Here is a 22,589-nt window from a genome sequence, read left to right on the forward strand (position 1 = left end):
TTTCCACGATGAACGCGATGAGACAACCTTTCCACGGCAGACGTCATTCGGTGTGCACCTTTTTCCTCCTCATAACCCTCGCCCTCGCCAGCATTGCCACAGCGGCGACTCCCCCTCCCGACACCGGCAGCGGTACCGCCGGCGAAGGCAAGGTGATCGAAACGATGAACTCGGGCGGCTACACCTATCTCCTGGTCGAATCCGGCACGGACAGGACCTGGGTGGCAATCCCCGAAACCAGTGTCAAGGCAGGCGAATCCGTGCGGTACCAGCCGGGGATGACGATGAAGGATTTCCACAGCAAAACCCTGGATCGAACCTTTGCCACTCTCATTTTCTCGCCGGGGCTCGAGAAGAACACATCCGGTGACAATACAGCCAAAGCGGCGCCATCACCATCCGGCGGCAACGATACATTCACATCGGCCATCGCGGCCGAAAAATCCGCCGAAACGCCGCCGGCGTCGACTTCCGGAGGCAGCGGGGGAGCCGTCGTCCCCTTCGCCGAAATCTCGGTTGACAAGGCCAGTGGCCCGAATGGATACACGGTAGATGAAATATTCAAGAAATCCAAAGAGCTGAACGGGAAGACCGTCCGTGTGCGCGGCAAGGTGATGAAGATCAACATGAACATCATGGGTCGTAATTGGATCCACCTGCAGGATGGTACCGGCGATCCGCTGACCAACACCCACGACCTGGTCGTCACCACCGCCGAAACTCCGACCGAGGGGGCGACAATCACAGCCGAAGGCAAAATGGTTGCCGATAAGGACTTCGGTGCCGGCTACGCCTATGCCGCCATCATCGAGGATGCAAAATTCCTCCCCTGACAGGAAATTTCACGGGCATGCATATCCTTGTCGTCGGACCAGGCGCCCTTGGCTGCCTTGTTGCAGTAGCCATCAGCCGAGGAATGGCAGGAACTGAATCCCGGCTGTCTGTGCTTGACCACGATCAGAGGCGCGCCGACCTCCTCAACAGCCAGGGAATCGTCTATGAACTGGATGGAGAACGCCGCACTTTTCCTCTTGCCGTGACCGCAGATCCGCTCTCCGTCGGCCCGACCGATGTCATCATCCTCTGCGTCAAGTCCTACGATGTCCCGACAAGCCTTGCATCCTGTCTCCCTCTTTTGGTTGAGGGGACGGTACTGCTCTTTCTGCAAAACGGGGTCGCCCACCTCGACTGCGGTGCAGCAGCCGGTAAGGCGGCCATAGCCTATGGCACGACGACGGAAGGGGCGACGCTTATGAATCCCGGCCATGTTCGCCACGCCGGCCATGGGACCACGTTTCTCGGATTTCCCTCCCGGACGGATGCCCATAGTGCCCTGCTCCTCGACCAGACGGCCACGATCTTCGACCGCGGCGGGATGAGCACGGCCATCACCGACGGCATCCTTCATCGATTGTGGGCCAAACTGTTCGTCAATGTCGGCATCAATGCCCTGACCGCCATCCATGGCTGTGCCAACGGCGACCTCCTGACTCTCCCCGGCATCGCCGAACGAATGCGGGCCGCCGTGAATGAGGCCGAGCAGGTCGCTCGCGCCAAGGGCATCACCGTCTCCGGCGATCCTTTCATGGCCACTGTTGAGGTCTGCAGAAAAACGGCGGCCAACATCTCATCGATGCTGCAGGATGTGCGGCGGCAACGTCGGACGGAAATCGACGCCATCAACGGCGCCATCGTCAGAGAGGGGAGAGCCCTAGGCCTGGAATCCCCGGAAAACCTCCGCCTGGTCCAGCAGATCAAGGATATGGAGGCGGGCTATGACGCAGCCAATTGAAAATTAACTGCCATGAAGATCTTTCCACACGAGATTGGTTTCGACCTGGACGGCGTCATCGCCGATACCGCCGCCACCTTCATCCGTCTGGCCTGCGAGCAACACGACTACTGCTCGTTCACCCTGGCCGACATTACCTCCTTTCATGTCGAAGATTGTCTGGATATACCGATGCCTCTGGTGGAACAGATCTTCACCGACATCCTCGAGGATTCACTCGGCACCGGGTTGATGCCAATGCCAGGGGCGGTCGAGGTCATGACCGAACTCGCGGCTGCCGCTCCGGTAACGATCATTACCGCCCGCCCGCTGCTGCAGCCGGCCAGGGACTGGATTGACGCACACTTTCCCGGAGAGGCGAGTCGTTCCATCAACCTCATCGCCATGGGCGACCATAACGACAAGGCACGGTATATCCATGAGCACAAGCTCCGTTACTTCGTCGACGACCGAGCCGAGACCTGCCGGCAGCTGGCGGTTGAAAACATCACCCCGCTGGTTTTTTCTCAACCCTGGAATCAGGACCGGCAGGACATGCGATCAGTGACCAGCTGGCAGGAAATTCGTCAATTAATCACCCTGTAAACCCATTCCCCGTGCAGATGTAAATGCAGGCGACAATCGGATGCGCTGACGAGACTGGACAAATTCGGGCGGTGCCGGCCGGCACCACGCGAACGGGTCGCATCCCCCTCATCTGAAAGGATGAGAGGCAACGCTTGATTCGGAACCGAAGAAGGAACGCCGCAATGCACTGCCCCCACTGCAACCAACCTATCACCCTCCATCGCAATCCGACCCCGACGGTCGATATCATCATCGAGATCGGCGACAGGATCGTCCTTATCGAGCGCAACAATCCGCCGTATGGCTGGGCCCTGCCCGGAGGTTTTGTCGATTACGGAGAATCCTACGAACAGGCGGCCCGGCGTGAGGCCATGGAAGAGACTGGACTGACCGTCACCGATCTCAGGCAGTTCCACACCTACTCCGACCCGGGTCGCGATCCCCGCCAGCACACCGCCTCGACCGTGTTCATCGGCAGGGCGGAGGGTGAACCGACCGCCGGCGACGATGCCGGCCAGGCTGCCCTCTTTGACGGCAGCAACCTGCCGCGGCTGGCCTTCGACCATGCCCGGATCCTTGCCGACTACTATGCGGCAAAAGCGGCAGGAAGGTGAGGAACGAAACAGAGACCGCCTAAAAGATCATCTGCAGCAGCCAGAACGCAAGCAGACCCGTGCCTACGGATCCATACAACAGCAGTCAGGGGATGCAGTCGCTGCCGTACTTCCTGGCGATGACGGCGAAGGTGGCGATCCCGATCGCCACCGAAATGAGGAGGATGAGCAACAGCTCCATGGCGCACCTCAGGCCTTGAGTTTGACCCCGCTCTTCTTGCGCAGCCGGATCGATTCCGGCGTCACCTCGACGAGTTCGTCGTCGTTGATATAGGCGATACAGTCCTCCAGGCTCATCAGCACCGGCGGGGTGAGAATGACCGCCTCGTCCGAACCGGAGGCCCGCATGTTGGTGAGCTTCTTGCCTTTGGCCGGGTTGACGACGAGATCGACCGACCGGCAATGCTCACCGATGATCTGCCCCTGATACAGGGCAGCCCCGGGATTGATGAACAGCCGCCCCCGCTCCTGGAGGTTGAACAGGGCATAGGCAACGGCGGTGCACGGTTCCTTGACCACCAGCACCCCGTTGACGCGATTGATGATGTCGCCGGCATAAGGGCCGTAATCGTGGAAGACGTAATTCATGATGCCCATGCCCTTGGTGTCGGTCATGAATTGCGACCGGTAGCCGAGCAGGCCGCGGGTCGGAATGACGAACACCAATCGCACCATGCCGTTGGCGGTGGTCATCTCTTCCATCTGTCCCTTGAGCTTGCCCAGCTTTTCGATCACCGCCCCCTGATAGAGCTCATCGACATCGACGGTCAGACGTTCGTATGGTTCCAACAGCTGGCCGTTCTCGTCCTCCGTCATGATGACCTGCGGCCGGGTGACCTGGAATTCATAGCCCTCGCGCCGCATCTTCTCGATCAGGATCGACAGGTGCAGCTCACCACGGCCGGAGACCTTGAACCCGACGGCATCGGTCAGGGACTCGTAGCGGAGGGCGACATCGGCCAGGGTCTCCCGCAGCAGCCGCTCCTCGATATGCCGCGAGGTGACGAACTTCCCCTCCTTGCCGGCAAAGGGCGAATCGTTGGGAATGAAGTTCATCGAGATGGTCGGCGGATCGATCGTGATCAGCGGCAGCGGCCGGGGATCGAGCGGATCGGTGAAGGTCACCCCGACGGTGACATCCTCCATGCCGGCAATGGCGACAATCTCCCCCACACCGACCGTGTCGACCGCAACCTTCTCCGAACTCTGGAAACGGAAGATCTTCGAGATCCGCACCGGCTTGATCGAGCCGTCGCGTCGGGCGACGACGATCGGCTGGTTGATCGACATCGTCCCGTTTACCACCTTGCCGATACCCAGGCGCCCGAGATAGGGCGAGTATTCGATGGTGCCGACCTGCATCTGCAGGGGCTGATCGCTCGCCCCTTTCGGCGCCGGGATATGCTCGACGATCATCTCCGACACACTGTCCATATTGCGATGCGTCTCGATATCGTCCTCGAGACTGAGCATCGAATATCCCCCCTTGGCCGAGGCGTAGACCACCGCGAAATCGAGAATATGGTCGGGGGCGTTGAGTTTGACGAAGAGATCGAAGACCTGGTCGACGACCCAATTGCAGCGGGCCGCCGGCTTGTCGATCTTGTTGATGACGACGATGACCGGCAGATGGTTCTGCAGCGCCTTCTTGAGGACGAAATAGGTCTGCGGCATCGGCCCCTCCTGGGCATCGACCAGCAGCAGGGCCCCGTCGGCCATCTGCAGCACCCGCTCGACCTGACCGCCGAAATCGGCATGGCCGGGGGTATCGATGATGTTGATCCAGTAATCCTTGTAGTGGTAGGAGCCGTTCTTGGCGGTGATCGTGATCCCGCGCTCCCGCTCGAGATCCATCGAGTCCATCAACCGTTCCGAAACCTGCTGGTTGTCACGGAACATTCCTGAATGTTTAAATAATTGGTCAACCAACGTCGTTTTTCCATGATCAACATGGGCGATGATCGCCACGTTGCGTATCTTTGCCTGTTCCATTTCTCTGTCCTGAAGAAGTTGCGAAGGCCGCTGCATCCTGCGGCGGCGAGGTCGTATTCGGAGATGATACAACAAAAAAAGCACTCACCTGGACAGGAGTGCCGGCATTGAAATCCGTCAAATCGGATTTTCTGATAAAAAATAAATATTATACACCAATGGTTGTCCAATGGCAAGTAAAAGCCGAATGAATACTGAATCGGCGCGCCCATTCCGTCCGCCTACAATCGATTCAGGACGTTGCGACGGGAAACGGCCGATCGTCGCAGCACCGGGACTGATCCATCGACATAATCGTAGACCCTCGCCTCCTTGTTGGCGGCTGGACGCATGATCCGGCCGATGACCTGCAGCAGTCGTCCTTCAAAGGTGATCGGGGTGGTCAGGAACAGGCTGCTGAGACCGGGACAATCGAAGCCCTCGCCGATCAGCTGCAGGGTAGCAACCAGGACCTGGACATCCCCATTCTGGACAGCCGCGACAACGGTATGACGCCGCTCCTGGGAAATCTGCCCGGTCAGCAGTTCGACCCTGATCCCACGGCGCCGGAGTTCATCGGCAAAGATTTCACAGTGGCCGATGCGATCGGAGACGACCAGCGCCGTCCCGGCATCCGGCTCCTCGACCGTTTTGCAGATGTCCTCGATAATCTGGAGATTTCGCCCCTCGTGGCTGGTCAGGGTCCTGATCAGGGCCTGGTAGTCGCCGCGATAGCTGAAGGTGAACGCTGTTTCCCGCTGTATCAATCGCGGCTTGAGAACGGCCCCGGTTGCCTCCAACTCCCCCTGGTCGACCTTGTGAATCCTGTCGCCCATGAAATAGTAGATGAGCCTGGTAAGGCCGTCATCGCTGCGAAAGGCGGTGGCCGAGAGGCCAAGGAGGTAATGGCTGTCAAAATGCGAGACGACATCGGTGAACAGTGTCGCCGGCACCCGGTGGCACTCATCGACCACGAGGTGGCCGAAATGAGGGACAAGTTCCTGTACATGTTTACGCGCCGAATTGACAATGGCCACCGTGAACGGCTCGACGACGAAATGACCGTCGCCCACCAGCCCGACCGGACAGCCGAGAAATTCCACAGCCCGATCCCGCCACTGGTAAAGCAGTTCCCGGGTATGGACGATCACCAGGGCCGGCTGCCTTCTTCCGGCGATCAGGGCCAGGGCCATGATCGTCTTGCCGCTGCCGGTTCCGGCCTCGATGACGCCAAAGGATCGTTTCCGGGCGATCTCAACCGCCTGCTGCTGATAGGGACGCAGACTGCCGGTAAATTTGAAATCGATCTCCGTCAGCAGGCGCCTGCGGTCGACTATCTCCGGCGAACGACCCATCAATTCCCGGCACAGCAATATCGCCTGGTTTGAAAATCCGCGCGGAAACCGGAGACCATCCCCAACCGGGACAAAGTATTCCAGTGTCGGCTTGAGCCGTTTGCCGATCCACCGACCATAGCGTTTGGCCGCGATATACCGGGGGTTGTCGATGGTCAGCTGTCGTTTGAGTTCCTGCTCGACGCCGCCGTCGATTCCAGTCAGAAGGCAATCAGCAGATACGGTGAGGATCGGCGCGTTCATGGAGTGGGTGTCGATGATCGATGAAGGGTGGCTTGTGCTCCGTCGATGAATTGGCTACTATCACCTGGCGGCCAGTACCGGCGCGGAAGAGCGGCTGCCGCTATCGGCTCATCTTACCCGAAGGACAAAGGCTTGCCAAACACACTCTGCCATATCGCCCTGCAGATGCCGGCGCACAGGGCCGCATTCTCGGACAAGGTCCTGCCGTGGGTCGTGGCCGGCTGCATCATCCCGGATATCCCCTGGATCCTGCTCCGGACGTCACTTGCCCTCGATCTGGCGGCGCCATACACGGTCAGGCTCTACACCACCATCCAGGCCAGTCTCCTCTTCTGCGCCCTTTTTTCGGCCTTCCTGGCCCAGTTGTCCCGTCACCCGGCCGCGACGTTCGCCATCCTCACCGGCAACAGTCTTCTCCACCTGCTGCTCGATGCGACGCAGGTCAAATGGGCCAACGGCGTCCATCTTCTGGCCCCGTTCGACTGGTCCGCCTGGCAGTTTAACCTGTTTGACATCGACCATCCCCTCGGGATTCCGCTGACCATCGCCGGGCTGATCACTCTCCTGTGGTCCTGGCCGACAATCCTGCGCCGGCAGATCTGGGCCGCCACCACGAACCCTGGCCGGATTGTCGCCGCTGTGATCTGTATCTTACTCTACCTGACCGGTCCGCTCTTTTTTCTCGACGTTCTCGAACAAACCGATTTTCACTTTCTCCATACCCTCAAAAACAAGGCCGCCCGCCCCGGAAAATATATTGAATTCGATCGTGTCGCCTATGATCGGGCGGCGGCGACCGTCACCATTTTCAGCGGCGAAACAATCAGATTGGAGGGAGCGATGCCGGACAGTTCCGGATCAGTCTCGATCCGGGGCCGATTCGTCTCCCCGGATAATGTGGCAGTCGCTGACTACCGGATGCACAGCCGGTTCAGGGATCCGGCCTCGATGCTGGGAATTTTTCTGGCTTGTGTTCTGACATTGCAAACGATTATACTACCGTTGTATTCTCACCTCCCCAGCCAGACAAAGGACGCCACTCATGAAGACGACGATCAAAGCGATCATTCTCCTCCTTCTCCTCCCGGTGAGCAGCCTGGCGCAGACGACCGAAACGATCACCCTCAATCTCCCTGAAAGCGTGATGGCCAGGACCGTCCGAGCGGTACTGCCTCTGGATATCGACGCCAGATCGGAAGGGCTTCAGGGAACGATCAGGATCATCGGCATCGACAACCTGCAGTTCGGCGACAAGTACCTCTCCTGCCGACTGCACGTGGCCGGCAGCGACCTCCGGATCGTTTCCGAACTGGCCGGCCACCAGATCAATCTCAAGGTCGGGGAGGTCGAAATCGATTTCAACTGCAACGCCCGCCTGCGTTTTGATCCGCAACGCCAGATTCTCTATGTCAAGCCCGTGGTCGACATGATGAACGCGACCCAGAACGGCGGCCAGGACGATCTCGGCCAGGCTTTGGTGGCGCTCCTCAACGGCAGGGAGTTCCCGGTGTCGATGCAGGACATGAAACCGCTGATCGCCAGAAGCGGCGGCAAGACACTGATGATCGCCATGCGGTTCGTCAATATCGAGGCCCGCCGTGACATGCTGCAGTTCAGTCTCCTGCCGGAGGTCAGCACGAAATAGGCGAAGGATCTACCACATCAGGTCGTCAGGAATCTCGTAGCCGGCGTAGGCATCGTCGACGGTCGATTCGTTGTTATTCCGGTCCCGGTTCCACAAGACGATAACCGCCGGCTCAAGGAGGACGATTTTTTCGGCGATCGCCGCCGGGATGACTTCATAGGCGGAACCGGAGCGGGTAATGGCCAGCATCCCCCGGCTGAGGCCATCCACCATCGCTGCCGCAATGAAGATCCGCTGGATCCTGCCCGTGTCGGCAAAGCGAAAGGCCGTCCCCTGCTTGTCCTGGGCCAGGCGGTGGCTGGCAATCAATTGCCTGACCTGTTCAGCCTCCTGCTTGCGCCGCAGTTCTTCCTCGCGCTGCTGATTGCGCAGCCGCTCCTTTTCCTTCTTCTCCGCCAGGGCCTGCTTGGCCAGGGCCTTGTTCTCGTCAACGATTTGCTGGGCCCGGCTCTTCGGCTGCTGCTTCTTGGTCAGGTATTCCTTCTTCTTCGCCTGATCGACCTGTTTCTTCTCGACCAGACCCAGCTTCAGCAACTGTTCCCGAAATGAATTCCCCATCGATCAAATCTCCTTCAATTCCCTTGCGACCATCATCTTACCAATGGAACAGCGCCCGGGCAACGCCGACCGTTCCGGAATTCATTCTAGGTGAAGAATCAACCAATTGCAACGATTCAGGCAGCTCACGCGGATTTCCGGACTGCAGACGAGCCCCTGCCTCGGGCGATGTGTATTGGTGTTGTGCATGGGGTGGCAACGGCCAACGGTATCGGCCCGGCGTTTTGCGTCAGGCGTCGAGTCTTCACGGCCAATGCCGACGCATCTCAGAGGAGCAGGAATTCCCTGAATTCGCCGCGCATGCAGTGATTGGAGGCCATCGAAGCCGAATAGGCCCCGGCGTTGATCAGGGCCAGGAAATCCCCTGATGCCACCGGTGGCAACAGAACATCGGCGTACCAGACATCAAGGGCCTCATTGATATTGCCGACCAGGGTGCACGGCTCCCCGCCCGGCCGGCGACACACCGGCACCGGCTGGAAAGGGAGGCCATAGACGGCTGGTTCGACAGCGATGTTGAAGCCGGCGTCGACACCGACAAAGACCGTGTCCTGCTTCTTCTCCACCGCATTGACCGTGAGGAGCAGCAGTCCGCCATCCTTGACCAGGTAATCTCCGGGTTCAACCTCGATCTGCAGCCGGCGCGGCTGGAAATGTCGGGTCAGGATTGCCGCCCACTGCGCCAGGTCGAGGGGCCGGTCCTGGGCGGTATGGGGAACGCCGAGACCGCCGCCGACATTGACGGTCGTGACCGTGTCGATCCGGTCGACGAACCACAGGCATTCCTTCACCACCCTTTCCCAGGCGTTCAACTGCGGCGTCAGATAACCGCATCCTGTATGGAAGTGGATTCGCTCGATGGTGAGACCATACCGTGCCGCCAGTTCGACAGCCTCGGCGAACTGTTCCCGGTAGATCCCGAATTTGGTGGTCCGGCCGCCGCTGTACTGCAGCATCTCGTTGTGGGCCCGGCCGACGCCGACTGCCGGATTGACACGGATGCCGATCTTCCGTCCCGGTCGGCGCTCCCCCCATTGCCGGATCGAATGGAGGGAATCGCAGTTCATGACCAGGCCGTCGAGCCGTGACAGCCGATCGAAATCCCGGTCGGACAGGCTCGTCGCGGTGAATGAAATCTCGGCCGGTGAAAAGCCGCAACCGACGGCATGCTCCACCTCCTGGGGAGAACATGCGTCGATACTGCAAAGGCCGCTGGTCTTCATCCAGGTCAGCAACGGCGCAAACCGGTTGGCCTTCATCGCATAGTTGAGGCGATGCCGACCGGCGAATCCGGCCGTATCGAGAACCGCGTGCAGCCGGGTCAGATTCGCCGCCACCCGGCGGGCACTGTAGAAAAACGAAGGACTGCCGTACTGGTACGCCAGATCCGCCGCCGACCGGCCGGCGAACATCAGGCGGTCATCGGCGTACCGCAGATCATCGCGCTCCCACCATCCGTTCATTGCCAATCTTACCCGATGATCTTGTTGGCAGGGAAATCTGTCAGGTTATCGGAAATATACCCGGTTATCTGCTCTCTTCTGCCGGTAATCCAGCCACGGCAGTTTTCCGAGCCGCAACTGCAGGGAAACTGCTTGAACAGCACGTCCTCGGTCTGGGCATAGTCCATGTAGAGGTAATCGCCGGGCCGGATATCCCTGATGGCATGGACCACCAGATTCTCCATGTCGAGAGAGACATTCGGCGCACAGGAGTGCAGAAAATATCCGGAAAAATAGATGTCGTAGAGGTGGACGCCCGGCCTGATCTGCAGGCTGTGCTGGCGGATGTCATGGATGAGTTCGCCGGCCAGGGCGGCAATCAGCTCTCCCTTGGTAAAGCCTCTGTGGGCAACGACCCCCATACCGACGACTTCATCCTTGACCACCACCTCGAAGTCCTGACTGCGTGGAAACAGCACATTCTTGCCAAAATGCGATGGATACATTGTCTCTCGCTACTCTCCCTGTTGAGAATACCTGGATAGAGCCAGGCAGCTTTGCCGATTCGAACCCGGTGGACGCCACCGGGCCTTGCAGCTTGACTACACACATTCATTGGCCGATTGTTTTCAATCCCGGTGCGGCTGCCATCAATCCCATCGCTGTCGTGCAATACTCCAGCCCTACCTCGTCCGCTGGTCAATCGGCGAGTAGACCAGGTCCCGGGGGCCGGTATATTCCGCCCGAGGCCTGATCAAACGGTTGTTCGACCACTGTTCGAGGATATGCGACGTCCAGCCGACCACCCTGCTGATCGCGAAGATCGGGGTGAACAACTCCGTCGGGATCCCCATCGCATGGTACAGCGAGGCGGTATAGAGGTCGACATTGGGATAGACCTTGGTCTTCTCGAGAACGACGCGCTCGATCTCCCGGGTGATCGCGTAATTTTTGCCCTCGCCGGCCAACTCCGAGATCGATTCGGCGCAGTCGCGCAGAACGGTGACCCGGGGATCCTCGCAACGGTAGACCCGGTGGCCGAAGCCGGGGATCTTCACCTTGTTCTCGAGTTTGTCGAGAATATAGGGCTCGGCGTTCTCCGGCGTACCGATCTCTTCGATCATCTGCATCACTTCCATGTTGGCGCCGCCGTGCAGCGGTCCCTTCAGGGCCCCGATGGCGCTGGTCACACAGGAGTAGATGTCGGCCATGGTTGCCGCCGTCACCCGGGCCGCAAAGGTGGAGGCATTGAGCTCATGGTCGGCATGGAGGATGAGGGCCATATCGAAGGCCTCGACGATCTTCGGATCAGGAACCTTGCCCTGCAGGGTATAGAGGAAGTTGTAGGCAATGCCCTGGCCGGGGATCGGGTTGATCGGCTCATTGCCCTCGCGAAGGCGCTGGTGCGCGGCGATCAGCAGCGGCATGCGCAGGGTCAGGCGCTGAGCCTTGCGCAGACAGGCGTCGAGGGCGGTATTGCCGCTGTCCGGGTCCCAATGCCCCAGGGAGGAGACCGCGGTGCGGAGCACCTCCATCGGCGTCACTGATTTCGGGAACATCCGCAGGATCATTACCGTATTGCTGGGCAGGGACATCGACCCGGTGAAACCGGCAAGGAAGGCCTTGTACTCGGTAATCCTCGGCAGGCAGCCGTACCACAGCAGGTAGGCGACCTCCTCGAAATTGCTGTTCAGCGCCAGGTCGAGGGCGTTATAGCCGCGATAGACCAGGCGGCAGTTGTCGCCGTCGATAAAACAGATATCCGACTGGCAGGCCACGACGTCGGCAAGCCCCGCTTCCGACTGTCTCACTTCCGGTTCTTTGATGCAGTTCTTCGCCATGTTAGCATTCCTGTAACCAATTGATCACCCTGCCGGAACTCATTCCGGCGATCGTTTCCAGCCGCCAGGGTTCTCTTTTTCCCGTTCATAGTATCTTGGCACCGGGATCGCCTTTAGCATATATGGTGCCAGATCCGTTACACATACGTATCTACCTGATTTCACTTTTTTCCATCCCATGAGACCCAGCCTCCCGGCCTCGCAACGGAAAAATTTCGGAACTGTGCTTCCTTTTCAACTTTACCATCTTGTTTTCTTTACCAATAATCTGTATTTTGTAACGCTCGATTGCGTCAGCAACGTAACGATACAAAGGCTTTTTCGGTTCGACATCAGCATACAATAACAAATATTGTTGCGATGCAAACCCCCTTCCGCCAGGGATTCTGTCGAATTTTATCGGTATCTTCATACCGTTTTTATTGAGACCCTGGTTTACTTCCCGATTTCAGGAACTGAAATACCGTTTTAGGATATCATGCTCACCAGACTGATTTTTGCCCTGAAGGACACCGAATTGCAGAGACTGCTGGAAAACAACATTTCAATGGTGGCCGACGTCCAGATCGAATCCTTCGGTCACAAAAAAAACCCATGGCAGAAGGTGGTTCAGAGCTGCGGCGATATCATCGTCATCAGCGACGCCCTGATCCCCCAGCCCGTCGAGTCGGGGATCTCGACCCTGAACAACCTCCCTGAAAACCCGACGACGGTGATCCTCCACGATATCGACTCGGCCGAAAAACAGGCCCAGCTGGTGGCCGCCGGCGCCGATGCCGTGCTCTTCTCCGGCATCTCCCCCAAGAGCCTGACCGAGGCCATCGAGGCGACCCTGGAATCCCGGCGCCAGTTCTTCCAACTCGAACGGTTCGATCACCGGGGCCAGGCCAAACCGAAGATCAATGACCTCAACACGAAGAGCGAGATCATGCAGATCTTCATGAACGAGGTGCAGCAGGTCGCCCCCAGCGATTCCCTGCTCCTGATCACCGGTGAGACCGGGGTCGGCAAGGAACATCTCGCCAAGGTGATCCACGCCGAAAGCCCGCGGGCTGCCGGCCCCTTCATCGCCGTCAACACCGCCGCCCTGCCGGAACAGCTCCTTGAGAGCGAACTGTTCGGCCACAAACAGGGGGCCTTCACCGGCGCCACCCGTTCGCGGCGGGGAGCCTTCGAACAGGCCCATGGCGGCACCATCTTCCTCGACGAGATCGGCGAGATGCCCCTGCATCTGCAGGCCAAGCTGCTGCGGGTCTTGCAGGACTATGAGATCAGACCGATCGGGGCCGAGAAATCGGCCTGGGTCGATGTCCGGGTCATCGCCGCGACCAACCGCGATCTCGAAGAAGAGGTCGTCAAGGGCAATTTCCGCAAGGACCTCTTCTACCGCCTCTCCGTGGTCACCCTGCACATCCCTTCCCTCAGATACCGCCGGGAGGATATCCCCTCCCTCGCCCGCCGGTTTCTGATGCATTACAAGCACAAGATCGGCCGGGACGTCCGGCAGATCTCCGAACCGACGATGAAGGCCCTGTGCCGTTACGACTGGCCGGGCAACATCCGCGAGCTGATGAACGTGATCGAGCGCTCGATGCTCCTGTGCAAGACCGACGAGATCTCGTTGCAGGATCTGCCCAGCGTCTTTCACAGTGAGGATTTTTTCTCCCTGACCCACCCGAACGGGGAGAAGACCGCGCCCAGCAACTGGAAAGGCAAGACCCTGTCCCAGGTGCAGCAGGAGGTGACCGATGAGGTCGAGGATCTCTATCTCCGGTTGGTGCTGACCAAGAGCCAGGGCCGGATCAACCGGGCTGCCCAACTCGCCGGACTGAATCCGCGAGGGCTTTACAACAAGATGAGACGGCTGGGATTGAACAAGGAGGACTTCAAGAAAAAAACCGGTTGAATACCTGCCCCACCGGGGTCACCGCCCGTCAACCGGTCGCCCCCGCCTTCCATTCGGTCGCCAGCGCCCGGCCGGTGTCCACCATACCGGCGAAGAACCTCTCGATATCATCCTCATCGATCGAGACGTTGGTGATCAGCAGCCGCAGGACGAGCCGGCCCTCGACATAGGCGCAGCCGATCATGCTGATCCCCCGCTGGTACAGCCTGGTGCGCAGGGCGAGGTTGAACCGGTTGGCCTCGGCCTCGGGCCTGCGGTAACGGAAACAGACATTAAACGACTCGCGCGGGGCCATCTGTTCCAATTCCGGGTGTCGGCCCAGGCATTGTTCGGCATAGCCGCAGAGCTCGAGAAACCGTTCGACCCGGGCGGCCAGGCCGGCGCGGCCGTAAAACTTCCAATCGAGGAACCATTTGAGGCTGTCGACCCGGCGACCGCACTGCAGCGACGAAGGTCCGAGATCGAACATCCCGTCCTCGCCATCCTCCCTGAAGAGATAGCTGCCATCGCCGGCCGCCAGGGACGCACGAAGCGTATTCTTCCCCCGGTTCAGCATCAGGATATTGCAGATCAGCGACGAACCGAGCATCTTGTGGAAATCCATGGTGAAGGAGTCGGCCTTTTCCAACCCCTGCAGATACCGGCGGCGCAGAGTCTCGCTGAGCACCGTCGCCCCGCCCCAGGCCCCGTCGACATGGAGCCAGAAGCCGAACCGGGATCGCAATGCGAGGAGCGGTTCGATCGGGTCGAAGGCCCCCCGTACCGTCGTCCCGGCGGTGGCGGCGACGAAAAACGGTTGTTGCCCCTGGGCCTGGACCTCAGTCAGCCGCTGCGCCAGAATCTCGACATCCATGCGACCGCGACGATCTACCGGGACCCGGACCAGCTGTTTCAGCCCGAGGCCGAGGATGTTGGCCGCCCGATCCATCGAATAGTGGGCATCGGCGCTGACAAAGGCGACGAGCCGGCCGCGGCTCACACCCTCTTCCTTGATCACCGGGTCGTACAGGTTGCGGGCACACATCATCGCAATCATGTTGGCATTGCTCGAGCCGGTGGTCATCTGCCCCTGACCGCCGGTAAAACCAACGATGTCGAGCAGGCGGTCGATCATATAGTTCTCGAACAGCGTCGAGACCGGGGCGCTCTCGTAGGTGCAGGCCGAGGTATTGGAAATGGCGGTGACGATCTCGCCGATCACGGTCGGCAGGGTCGCGCCGCTCCACATCCGGTTGACGAACGCCGGGTGGTTGGTCTTGACCGCATAGCGGAGGTATTTCTCCACCCAGCCGAAGAGATTCTCCCAATTCTCACTGCCTTCAGGTCCGTCGAGTTGCAGCAGATCCGCAAGCTCCGCGGGATTATGGTAATCAAGGAAAATCCCCGACCGCTGATCTCTATAATATTGTTCAATAATCGCAAGAAGCTGCGAAAACACTTCGTTCTCTTCCATGGCCACCTCACTTGATTGCGATACCTTCATCGCTGGATGCAAAGACCGCAATTCTACCAGCCTCCACCGCTCAATCCCAGCATTTTTCACCGAACGCCGAGGCTGATAGAAAATTCTTTTCCACCGCCGTCCCATCAAGTGAAGGCTGCTGTCGCCCAGGATACACCGGACGGATTCTCCTTTTCTTTCCCGCCACTGTCCATTAAACCTGCTCGGATGATGTATTGACGCTTGAATACCCTTCACTCAAGATCGGCAAAAAGACATGATGATCACTGGGGAGCAGAAGAAAACACTCAAGAAATTCCTTGCACTGGCGCCCGAGCCGGAAAACACCTTGTCCTATGACCAGTTGACCGGATTTCTTTACGGCCTCGCCATTACCCCGGATACCCTGCTGCCGAGTGAGTGGATACCGCGGATCTTCGCCGGCAAAACACCGGAATTCGCCTCAATGGACCAGGGTCGGCAGTTGTTCGATGGACTGCGGCAGGTCCATAGAACCATCAAGGCCGCCTTCGATGCCGGCTGTCCCGCATTTCCATTCGATATTTTTTCTGCCAGAGATGGAGTGTTCGATGCAATTCTGGACTGGACCTTCGGCTTCGATATGGCTTTATCTCTGCGTCCTGACATCTGGGAACCGGAAGAATTGTCGGCACTGCCACAGACAATGGTCCACGATGTCATTTCCAGCCTGATGGTGATCGAGGGTTTGCTTGCTCCCGAAGTCCGGACCGTCGTCTTCGACCGTATGCCCCAGGAGATCATGAAGGAGGCCGTTACCGAGGACGATGCCGCGGAAGGCGACACCCCGGACCGGCAGTTGGCTGTACTCCTGTTTACCCTGCCGATGGCGATCGAACAGCTGCAGACGTATGCCGGTTTCCTGAATGAAATGAAGAGGCGGGGATTGAAAAAGAATGAAGAGGCGGGAACAGCCGAGGGGAAAGCAACGGCGCCGGCGGCAATGGGCAAGCTCATCCACGGCCGGTTCCCGCGGTCGCGCAGCTAGGATGCCACCGCCCCCTCCCCGCCTGCCGGCAGACTGCGGCAGCATTCTCCGTTACCTTGGGCTTTTGACAGTACCCGGCGAGCGTAACCACCAGGATGTGATGAAATCACGGGGACGAACAGGTGCCGGTGTCGATTGCGACCGTTTGGGCGAGGAAGACTTCAGCAGGATCAGCGAACTGCAACGGCACCGGCAGCGCTGATCCTGCCGGGAAGCAGCCGCAACGACTTCGGGCCAAACGTCATTTTGCGGCCCCCTCGCTCCTTTGCCCCGTTTCGTTGAGCATGTATTGATGAAGGGCCTCCTGCAGGGTCTCGACCGCCAGGGCCGCGCAGTGCTCCTCATCCTTGGGAAAGGTGCCGAGTTCTTTCAGCACATCCGCCCCGGTGATGCGGCAGACCTCATCAGGATTCCTGCCCATGGCCAGCTCTGCCGTAAAAGATCCGCACAGCGCGCTCGATCCGCAACCGTCGGTGAAATAGGTGGCTTTCTGCACCACCCCGTCTCTGAACTTCAAATAGATCTCCATCGTATCACCGCACCTGCCGCGGATACGGGCAAAGCTGTCGGCATCATTCATCCGGCCGTGATACCGGGTCTTGCGCCAGCGCTCGAATCCGACGTCGCCGAAGGCGCGACGGACGTCGCTCAAGACCTCCTGCTGAATCTTTGCTACTGCCGCCTCGAACTCATCATCGTTCATAGCCATGTTCACTCACCACCCCTGCCCGGCCCGGCCCCATCGCGCTCCGAGCCAGGCCGGCAGGATCAAAGATTACCAATGCCCCTCGGCGTTGGCAGTTTCAATGTAGTTGATCTTTCCTTCGACAAAGGCGACGACCACATCCGCCACCGTTCCGCTTATGTCGCTGCCGACCTTGATGCCGGCAGCCTCCAGGATCCGGAAGGCATTCGGTCCGCAATATCCGGTCAACAACACCTCCGCCCCCTCCTCCGCAATCATCGTCGCCGCCTGGATGCCCGCCCCCTTGAAGGCACTGACATTGACCGTATTGTCAATGACCTTGCAATCCTTCGTGTCTGTGTCGACAATCAGGATGTAGGCAGCGCGACCAAAGCGGGGATCTACCGCCGAGGCAAGATCCCGGCCCATCGATGTCACCGCGATTTTCATGTCTTTCTCCTCATGCCCGTCCGCTTAACGATTGCCGCCGCCGCAGACCTGATTGTCCTCGATCACCATGAGCTTGCCGGCGATCAGATCCTCGACGACCGGCCTGATCGCCGCCCGCTGGTCCTCATGAAAGACCGTGATACCGACCTGCCGGAAACCCATCAGCGGCCGCATGCCGATGCCTCCGACCACCAGGGCGTTGACCTTGTGCCGGGCCAGCAGGCTGACCGGAACCATGCAGCCGCCCTGGGTATGATCAACGTTGGGGATGGTCGACACCTCCTTGATGATCCCGTCTTCGAGGTCGACGAAGGTGAAGACATCGCAATGTCCGAAATGTCCCGACCGCATGCCGTCGAGGCCACCCTCGCCCTCAGATGGAATTGCTATACGTACCCGTGCCATGTTGCTGTTTCTCCTTGTTGTTGTGTTGATGTGATTACATCGTCCGTATGCCGTAACTGTTCATCGCCGGCGAAGCGACGATAGCGTGCCATATTTCCCGGACCGCCACGGCAATCCGGGAATCCTGCTGGTATTCAATGACGGTCCGGGCTGCGATCATCGCTTCGGTGAACAGCGGATCGAACGGGACGCGGCCGACGAGTTGCATCTTCCGCTCCCTGGCCTCATCTTCCAGTCTCCGGGTCATCTCCAGGTTGAGGTCGAACTTGTTGATACAGAGGAGACAGGGAACCCGGAAATGCCGGGCAAGATCGACCAGCCGGGACATGTCGTGCAATCCGGAAACCGTCGGCTCGACGACCAGCACCAGGGCGGTTGCGCCGCCGATAGCGGCAATGACCGGACAGCCGATGCCGGGGGGGCCATCGGTGATGATGATCTCCAGATCCTGTTCCTCCGCCAAGCGCCGGGCCTCGCGGCGGACACAGCTGACCAGCTTGCCGGAGTTCTCCTCGGCGATCCCGAGCCGGGCATGGACCATTGACCCATTGCGGGTATCCGAGACAAACCACTCGCCGCATTTCTGGATCGGAAAATCAATGGCCCCGGCCGGACAGAGATCAACGCAGACGCCGCAGCCTTCACAGGCAATGGGATCGACGGAGAACTCCCCTTCTATGGCCGCAAAGCGGCAGAGGTCGCGGCACTGGCCGCAACGACTGCAGCGTTCGGGGTCAATGACCGCCTTGCCGCCGCCCATGAATTCGTGCCGCTCACTGACCTCGGGCGCCAGCAGCAGATGCAGGTCGGCCGCATCGACGTCGGCGTCGCAGAGGATATGGCGGCCGGCCAGGCTGGAAAAAGCGGCGGTCAGGCTGGTCTTGCCGGTGCCGCCCTTGCCGCTGACGATAACCAGCTCTTTCATTGCTCCGTCCTCCCCTTTGGCGCCGCCTCGACCCGTTCCTCGATCCGCCGAAACAAATCCCTGAATTTTTCTTTCCACTCAGGCAGTTCCTCGACAATCATGCGGCCACGGGAATAAGTCTCGGCGATGCGGCGATCAAATGGAATTTCGAGCAGGACCGGCAGCTGCTCGCGGCGGGCGTACTGCCGAACCCGATCGTCCCCCATGTCGGCCCGGTTGATGACCAGGCCGCAGGGAATATCCAGCAGCCGCACCGCCCCGACCGCGAGTTCGAGATCATGGAGCCCGAAGGGGGTCGGTTCGGTCACCAGCAGGACAAAATCGACTCCGCGCATCGCCGCCATGACCGGACAGGAGGTCCCCGGGGGGGCGTCAATGATGACGGTCCCATCGCTCTTTGCCGCCGCACGTACTTTCCTGATCAAGGGCGGCGCCATCGCCTCGCCGACCCTGATCCGGCCTTGGACCACCGGCACCCCCGCGCCTTCTCCCCATTCGACGACACCCAGTTCCCGCAAGCCTTCACCTATCGCCTGTTCCGGGCAGATCACCTGACAGCCGCCGCAACTGTGACAGAGCTCCGGGAAGACAAGGACTTTTTGCCCTACCACCGCAATAGCTCGGAAGCGGCAGATGTCGGCGCATTTGCGGCACCAGGTGCACCGGCTGTCGTCCACCGCAGGGATAAACGTCGTCACCGTCTCGCGGCGCTCGATGACCGGGTGGAGGAAGAGATGGACATTGGGCTCTTCGACATCACAGTCGAGGAGCGTGCACCCACCTTCCATGCTGAGCGCCATATTGGTGGCCACCGTCGTCTTGCCGGTGCCGCCCTTGCCGCTCGCCACACTGATGATCATGTCCGCGCCCCCTGTACGGTATCCGCGTCGAGCAGGGCACTGAGCGCCTCCACCTTCGACATCAGAACGGCGGCATCGGCGCCGGAAGGATTGGGCGGCAACTGCATCAACACCCCAAGCCCCTCCGTCGCCTCATGAAAGTCCTCCGCAGCCAAGGCGCTGACCATCGCGCAATTGATCATCGGATTGAGACGAATGAGCCTGTTGACACAATCGACAGGATCCGTATCCGCAAGTTCTTCTCCCACCACCACCAGATGCACCGCTTTTCTTTGCACGGCATCAAGGGCAGCGGCAGCGGTATCGACCCCAATGATCTCTACATCCCCGTTCTGCGCCAGACCTGCCACCAATCTCGCCAAACCTTCATGTTCGTAGCTGGCCAGCACAACGCGCCGCATCGTCTTCACTCTTACCCTTCCCTTTTCCGGTTTTTTTCTTCCAGTTGTCGAACGGCGTCCATTATTGCCTCAAGTGCCCGTTGGCCCGCCGCGCCCTGTCCCGACGGCTGTCGACCTTCGGCCGCATTCCCTCCCGGGGTAAAGCCTGCCGTACCAGGTGCCGCACCGCCGATCATGCCACTCCGCCCGAGCCCCCGACCACCTCCCTGGCCCCGGCAGATTCCCTGCCCCCGGTTTCCGCCCTGGTTCATTCCTCGCCCCTGCGCTGCAGCATCGCCGCTTCTCCGACAGATTCCGCGCCCGCCGCCGGTCATCGGTCTTGTCCCCTCTCGCTCCTCGAAATTGGCTCCCGGCACGTTCCACCCCCCTTTGCGATTCATTCCCGGCATGTTCCGACCTCCTCTGGGTTCATGATTCACTCTTCACCGAGAACGATTTCCCGATGTTTTCAGCGCGCTCCAATCATTGCGTCTTCTGCAGCCTCCCGCACATCGACACCCCGGCATGGCAAAGGCGGAGATTGATTGCCCCCGGGCGAAGGTCTCGAGGATCGTCTCCGCATCACCGGCAAGAAAAGGTATCAACTCGACGTCACAGGTTTCGATGATATTGGCCAGCTCCTGCGAAACCGCCCCGCAGATCAGGACCTGTACCCCGTGTTTCCTGATAATACGCATCATCCCGGGAAGATATCCTGCCTCAACGAATTCTATGGCCTTATCTACGACCTTGCTTCCCGCCATCTCCACGACGAGCAGAGACCGTGCACAATCCAACACCGGCGAAACCCGGTCTCCCCAGACTGTCATGGCAACACGCATGGCCGATCCCCTCCGTTAGATAATTAACATATGCACAGCAATAGGCGTGCCAGAACCGGAAACCAACCTCGATTCACAATTATTCTGATTAAATATGGTGAGTTAGATAGGGAGCAGGAGTGGATTTACAGAAAAACAGCGGGGTAAAATAATAGCGGAAATGCAATCCTTGTAGATGCATATCGTTGCATATGAATGCGTGTATGCAACTATATGCCGAGATGTTGGCGGACCGATCGGCCATCACGGTCGGGGAGCCTGATACCCAGACTCCGGAGACGACGATACAGGGTGGTCTTGTGCATCCCCAACTCCTCGGCCGTCGCCCGGCGGTTGTAGTCGTTGCGCTTCAGGGCCTCGAGGATGATTTCGGCCTCGGTCGAGCGAATCGCCTCAGCCAGCCTCGGAATCTCCCCGGTGGTCACCGCCGGGCGATCACCCCTCCGGGTGGTCCCCACCGCCACCACACCGGCGGGGAGGTGGCGGACGCCGATCGTCCCGTCGGCGCAGAGGACAAAGGCATGTTCGATGATATTCTCCAGTTCCCGGATATTCCCGGGATAATCATGCGACATGAGCAGCGCCAGGGCCTCCTTGTCGATGCCGCTGACCGCCTTGCCCTTGAGGCGGTTCATCCGGGGGATGACGCGTTCGATCAACAGGGGGATATCCTCGCGCCGTTCCCTCAGCGGCGGCAAGTGCAGATGAATGATATTGATACGATAGAACAGGTCGCGCCGGAAAATGCCGTCCCCCGCCATCTGCGACAGATCGCGGTTGGTGGCGGCGATGACCCGGACATCGGTCCGCACGTTGGCAATCCCGCCGAGGGGATGGAACTCCCGCTCCTCGAGCACGCGCAGGAGCTTGACCTGGAAGGCCGGGCTGGTATCGCCCATCTCGTCGAGCAGGATCGTCCCGCCCTCCGCCGCCACAAACAGCCCCGGCTTGTCCCGATCGGCCCCGGTAAAGGCCCCGGCCTTGTAGCCGAACAGTTCGGACTCGAGCAGGGTATCGGGCAGGGCGCCGCAGTTGATGGCGACGAAAGGCCTGGTGCCGCGGCTCGAGAGATTGTGGATGGCCCGGGCCAGCAATTCCTTGCCGGTGCCGGTCTCCCCTTCGATCAGCACCGTGCTGTCACTGCGGGCAACCTGCTCGAGGATCGAGAAGATATTCTTCATTGTCCGGTTGCGGCTGACCATGTCCCCGAGCTGGACGCAACCGCTCAGTTCCCGCCGCAGTTCCTCGACCACACTGAGATCACGGAAGGTCTCGGCCCCGCCGAGCACATTCCGGTCGGCGCTTTTGAGCAGCGACGTCGAAACCGAAATCGGGATCCGCCGCTTGTCGCTGTTGATGATATAGGTCGACGAGTTGACAAAGGACTTACCCTCCTTCATCGTCCGTTTGAGGGCACAGTCGCCTTCGCACATGTTCGACCGGAAGACCTCCCAGCAGTACCGGCCGACAGCCTCATCGCGCGGCACGCCGGTTATCTCCTCGGCCGCCCGGTTGAACGAGGTGATCCGCCACTGATGATCGACGGTGAAAACCCCGTCCGATATGCTCTCGAGAATCACCTCGGTGGCGATGCTGGTGATGTCGTCCGGTGTTTTCGATTTGCTCATGGCCACGGTACG

General features: G+C 59.7%; 23 protein-coding genes. 8 read left to right on the forward strand and 15 right to left on the reverse strand.

Translation table 11 applies throughout. From position 1 onward, the window contains the following. The first annotated feature begins 17 nt into the window (after positions 1–17). From ACWGKN_RS18960 to ACWGKN_RS18975, 4 genes are all read left to right on the forward strand, one after another. Positions 18–833, forward strand: coding sequence for a DNA-binding protein (locus ACWGKN_RS18960; RefSeq protein ID WP_424252697.1), 816 nt, complete (start codon positions 18–20; stop codon positions 831–833). A gap of 17 nt (positions 834–850) precedes the next feature. Beyond that, a complete protein-coding gene (locus ACWGKN_RS18965) occupies positions 851–1,792 on the forward strand; it encodes a ketopantoate reductase family protein (protein WP_452095792.1) in 942 nt (313 codons plus the stop codon). 12 nt (positions 1,793–1,804) lie between these two features. Next, positions 1,805–2,377, forward strand: coding sequence for a 5' nucleotidase, NT5C type (locus ACWGKN_RS18970; protein WP_035227114.1), 573 nt, complete (start codon positions 1,805–1,807; stop codon positions 2,375–2,377). Between the two features lie 164 nt (positions 2,378–2,541). Further along, positions 2,542–2,973, forward strand: coding sequence for an NUDIX domain-containing protein (locus ACWGKN_RS18975; RefSeq protein ID WP_035227112.1), 432 nt, complete (start codon positions 2,542–2,544; stop codon positions 2,971–2,973). A gap of 189 nt (positions 2,974–3,162) precedes the next feature. Here ACWGKN_RS18975 and typA read toward each other — a convergent pair whose 3' ends face one another. Both typA and ACWGKN_RS18985 read right to left on the reverse strand, forming a co-directional pair. Next, the gene (typA, locus tag ACWGKN_RS18980; protein ID WP_035227108.1) at positions 3,163–4,965 is read right to left on the reverse strand and encodes a translational GTPase TypA; all 1,803 of its coding nucleotides are present in this window, start codon (positions 4,963–4,965) and stop codon (positions 3,163–3,165) included. A 221-nt stretch (positions 4,966–5,186) separates the two neighbouring features. Beyond that, a complete protein-coding gene (locus ACWGKN_RS18985) occupies positions 5,187–6,542 on the reverse strand; it encodes a DEAD/DEAH box helicase (protein WP_035227105.1) in 1,356 nt (451 codons plus the stop codon). Positions 6,543–6,674: 132 nt separating this feature from the next. On the opposite strand from ACWGKN_RS18985, the gene ACWGKN_RS18990 reads away from it, so the two are divergent. Next, complete coding sequence (locus ACWGKN_RS18990; RefSeq protein WP_035227101.1) at positions 6,675–7,679, forward strand: metal-dependent hydrolase; 1,005 nt, start codon at positions 6,675–6,677, stop codon at positions 7,677–7,679. Next, entirely contained in the window at positions 7,585–8,187 is a 603-nt protein-coding gene (locus tag ACWGKN_RS18995; RefSeq protein WP_424252694.1) for a hypothetical protein, read from the forward strand. Before ACWGKN_RS18990 ends, ACWGKN_RS18995 begins: the two co-directional genes overlap by 95 nt. A gap of 9 nt (positions 8,188–8,196) precedes the next feature. Here the strand turns inward: ACWGKN_RS18995 and ACWGKN_RS19000 are convergent, their stop codons facing one another. The 4 genes from ACWGKN_RS19000 to ACWGKN_RS19015 all read right to left on the reverse strand — a co-directional run bounded on the left by ACWGKN_RS19000 (position 8,197) and on the right by ACWGKN_RS19015 (position 12,028). After that, complete coding sequence (locus tag ACWGKN_RS19000) at positions 8,197–8,745, reverse strand: DUF2058 domain-containing protein (RefSeq protein WP_035227096.1); 549 nt, start codon at positions 8,743–8,745, stop codon at positions 8,197–8,199. 266 nt (positions 8,746–9,011) lie between these two features. Then, positions 9,012–10,208, reverse strand: coding sequence for a diaminopimelate decarboxylase (locus tag ACWGKN_RS19005; protein ID WP_035227095.1), 1,197 nt, complete (start codon positions 10,206–10,208; stop codon positions 9,012–9,014). An 8-nt stretch (positions 10,209–10,216) separates the two neighbouring features. Continuing rightward, a complete protein-coding gene (locus ACWGKN_RS19010) occupies positions 10,217–10,693 on the reverse strand; it encodes an SET domain-containing protein-lysine N-methyltransferase (RefSeq protein ID WP_052159700.1) in 477 nt (158 codons plus the stop codon). Between the two features lie 177 nt (positions 10,694–10,870). Beyond that, positions 10,871–12,028: a citrate/2-methylcitrate synthase gene (locus ACWGKN_RS19015; RefSeq protein WP_052159699.1), complete on the reverse strand. Its 1,158-nt coding sequence runs from the start codon at positions 12,026–12,028 to the stop codon at positions 10,871–10,873. A gap of 478 nt (positions 12,029–12,506) precedes the next feature. Here ACWGKN_RS19015 and ACWGKN_RS19020 point away from each other — a divergent pair, with 478 nt between their 5' ends. Then, complete coding sequence (locus tag ACWGKN_RS19020) at positions 12,507–13,934, forward strand: sigma-54 dependent transcriptional regulator (protein WP_035227089.1); 1,428 nt, start codon at positions 12,507–12,509, stop codon at positions 13,932–13,934. Positions 13,935–13,962: 28 nt separating this feature from the next. Here the strand turns inward: ACWGKN_RS19020 and ACWGKN_RS19025 are convergent, their stop codons facing one another. Next, positions 13,963–15,387, reverse strand: a complete 1,425-nt coding sequence (locus ACWGKN_RS19025) for a pyridoxal phosphate-dependent decarboxylase family protein (protein WP_035227087.1) — start codon at positions 15,385–15,387, stop codon at positions 13,963–13,965. Positions 15,388–15,652: 265 nt separating this feature from the next. Between ACWGKN_RS19025 and ACWGKN_RS19030 the strand changes: the two genes are divergently transcribed. Continuing rightward, positions 15,653–16,402, forward strand: a complete 750-nt coding sequence (locus tag ACWGKN_RS19030) for a YecA/YgfB family protein (RefSeq protein WP_452095793.1) — start codon at positions 15,653–15,655, stop codon at positions 16,400–16,402. A 241-nt stretch (positions 16,403–16,643) separates the two neighbouring features. Here the strand turns inward: ACWGKN_RS19030 and ACWGKN_RS19035 are convergent, their stop codons facing one another. The 8 genes from ACWGKN_RS19035 to ACWGKN_RS19070 form a co-directional block, all read right to left on the reverse strand. Beyond that, positions 16,644–17,111: an iron-sulfur cluster assembly scaffold protein gene (locus ACWGKN_RS19035; protein ID WP_424252692.1), complete on the reverse strand. Its 468-nt coding sequence runs from the start codon at positions 17,109–17,111 to the stop codon at positions 16,644–16,646. Positions 17,112–17,177: 66 nt separating this feature from the next. Continuing rightward, on the reverse strand, positions 17,178–17,537 hold the full coding sequence (locus ACWGKN_RS19040) for a NifB/NifX family molybdenum-iron cluster-binding protein (RefSeq protein ID WP_035227081.1): 360 nt from the start codon (positions 17,535–17,537) through the stop codon (positions 17,178–17,180). A 24-nt stretch (positions 17,538–17,561) separates the two neighbouring features. Continuing rightward, complete coding sequence (locus ACWGKN_RS19045) at positions 17,562–17,942, reverse strand: NifB/NifX family molybdenum-iron cluster-binding protein (RefSeq protein WP_035227079.1); 381 nt, start codon at positions 17,940–17,942, stop codon at positions 17,562–17,564. A 34-nt stretch (positions 17,943–17,976) separates the two neighbouring features. Next, on the reverse strand, positions 17,977–18,867 hold the full coding sequence (locus tag ACWGKN_RS19050) for a 4Fe-4S binding protein (protein ID WP_452095794.1): 891 nt from the start codon (positions 18,865–18,867) through the stop codon (positions 17,977–17,979). Next, complete coding sequence (locus tag ACWGKN_RS19055; protein WP_452095795.1) at positions 18,864–19,727, reverse strand: ATP-binding protein; 864 nt, start codon at positions 19,725–19,727, stop codon at positions 18,864–18,866. The genes ACWGKN_RS19050 and ACWGKN_RS19055 overlap by 4 nt, the downstream gene beginning before the upstream one ends. Beyond that, a complete protein-coding gene (locus tag ACWGKN_RS19060; protein ID WP_052159698.1) occupies positions 19,724–20,137 on the reverse strand; it encodes a hypothetical protein in 414 nt (137 codons plus the stop codon). Before ACWGKN_RS19060 ends, ACWGKN_RS19055 begins: the two co-directional genes overlap by 4 nt. A 413-nt stretch (positions 20,138–20,550) precedes the next feature. Next, positions 20,551–20,808 carry a hypothetical protein gene (locus ACWGKN_RS19065; RefSeq protein ID WP_452095796.1) on the reverse strand — a complete coding sequence of 86 codons (258 nt, stop codon included), beginning with the start codon at positions 20,806–20,808 and terminating at the stop codon, positions 20,551–20,553. A gap of 350 nt (positions 20,809–21,158) precedes the next feature. Then, positions 21,159–22,577, reverse strand: a complete 1,419-nt coding sequence (locus ACWGKN_RS19070) for a sigma-54 interaction domain-containing protein (protein WP_452095797.1) — start codon at positions 22,575–22,577, stop codon at positions 21,159–21,161. Between the last annotated feature and the right edge of the window lie 12 nt (positions 22,578–22,589).

Source organism: Desulfoprunum sp. (assembly GCF_053613775.1).

Bases quoted from the DNA above. Each gene is read 5' to 3' on its own strand.
- ACWGKN_RS18960 (WP_424252697.1), top strand. From the start codon at position 18: ATGAGACAACCTTTCCACGGCAGACGTCATTCGGTGTGCACCTTTTTC.
- ACWGKN_RS18965 (WP_452095792.1), top strand. From the start codon at position 851: ATGCATATCCTTGTCGTCGGACCAGGCGCCCTTGGCTGCCTTGTTGCA.
- ACWGKN_RS18970 (WP_035227114.1), top strand. From the start codon at position 1,805: ATGAAGATCTTTCCACACGAGATTGGTTTCGACCTGGACGGCGTCATC.
- ACWGKN_RS18975 (WP_035227112.1), top strand. From the start codon at position 2,542: ATGCACTGCCCCCACTGCAACCAACCTATCACCCTCCATCGCAATCCG.
- typA (WP_035227108.1), bottom strand. From the start codon at position 4,965: ATGGAACAGGCAAAGATACGCAACGTGGCGATCATCGCCCATGTTGAT.
- ACWGKN_RS18985 (WP_035227105.1), bottom strand. From the start codon at position 6,542: ATGAACGCGCCGATCCTCACCGTATCTGCTGATTGCCTTCTGACTGGA.
- ACWGKN_RS18995 (WP_424252694.1), top strand. From the start codon at position 7,585: ATGAAGACGACGATCAAAGCGATCATTCTCCTCCTTCTCCTCCCGGTG.
- ACWGKN_RS19000 (WP_035227096.1), bottom strand. From the start codon at position 8,745: ATGGGGAATTCATTTCGGGAACAGTTGCTGAAGCTGGGTCTGGTCGAG.
- ACWGKN_RS19005 (WP_035227095.1), bottom strand. From the start codon at position 10,208: ATGAACGGATGGTGGGAGCGCGATGATCTGCGGTACGCCGATGACCGC.
- ACWGKN_RS19010 (WP_052159700.1), bottom strand. From the start codon at position 10,693: ATGTATCCATCGCATTTTGGCAAGAATGTGCTGTTTCCACGCAGTCAG.
- ACWGKN_RS19015 (WP_052159699.1), bottom strand. From the start codon at position 12,028: ATGGCGAAGAACTGCATCAAAGAACCGGAAGTGAGACAGTCGGAAGCG.
- ACWGKN_RS19020 (WP_035227089.1), top strand. From the start codon at position 12,507: ATGCTCACCAGACTGATTTTTGCCCTGAAGGACACCGAATTGCAGAGA.
- ACWGKN_RS19025 (WP_035227087.1), bottom strand. From the start codon at position 15,387: ATGGAAGAGAACGAAGTGTTTTCGCAGCTTCTTGCGATTATTGAACAA.
- ACWGKN_RS19030 (WP_452095793.1), top strand. From the start codon at position 15,653: ATGATGATCACTGGGGAGCAGAAGAAAACACTCAAGAAATTCCTTGCA.
- ACWGKN_RS19035 (WP_424252692.1), bottom strand. From the start codon at position 17,111: ATGGCTATGAACGATGATGAGTTCGAGGCGGCAGTAGCAAAGATTCAG.
- ACWGKN_RS19040 (WP_035227081.1), bottom strand. From the start codon at position 17,537: ATGAAAATCGCGGTGACATCGATGGGCCGGGATCTTGCCTCGGCGGTA.
- ACWGKN_RS19045 (WP_035227079.1), bottom strand. From the start codon at position 17,942: ATGGCACGGGTACGTATAGCAATTCCATCTGAGGGCGAGGGTGGCCTC.
- ACWGKN_RS19050 (WP_452095794.1), bottom strand. From the start codon at position 18,867: ATGAAAGAGCTGGTTATCGTCAGCGGCAAGGGCGGCACCGGCAAGACC.
- ACWGKN_RS19055 (WP_452095795.1), bottom strand. From the start codon at position 19,727: ATGATCATCAGTGTGGCGAGCGGCAAGGGCGGCACCGGCAAGACGACG.
- ACWGKN_RS19065 (WP_452095796.1), bottom strand. From the start codon at position 20,808: ATGATGCGTATTATCAGGAAACACGGGGTACAGGTCCTGATCTGCGGG.
- ACWGKN_RS19070 (WP_452095797.1), bottom strand. From the start codon at position 22,577: ATGAGCAAATCGAAAACACCGGACGACATCACCAGCATCGCCACCGAG.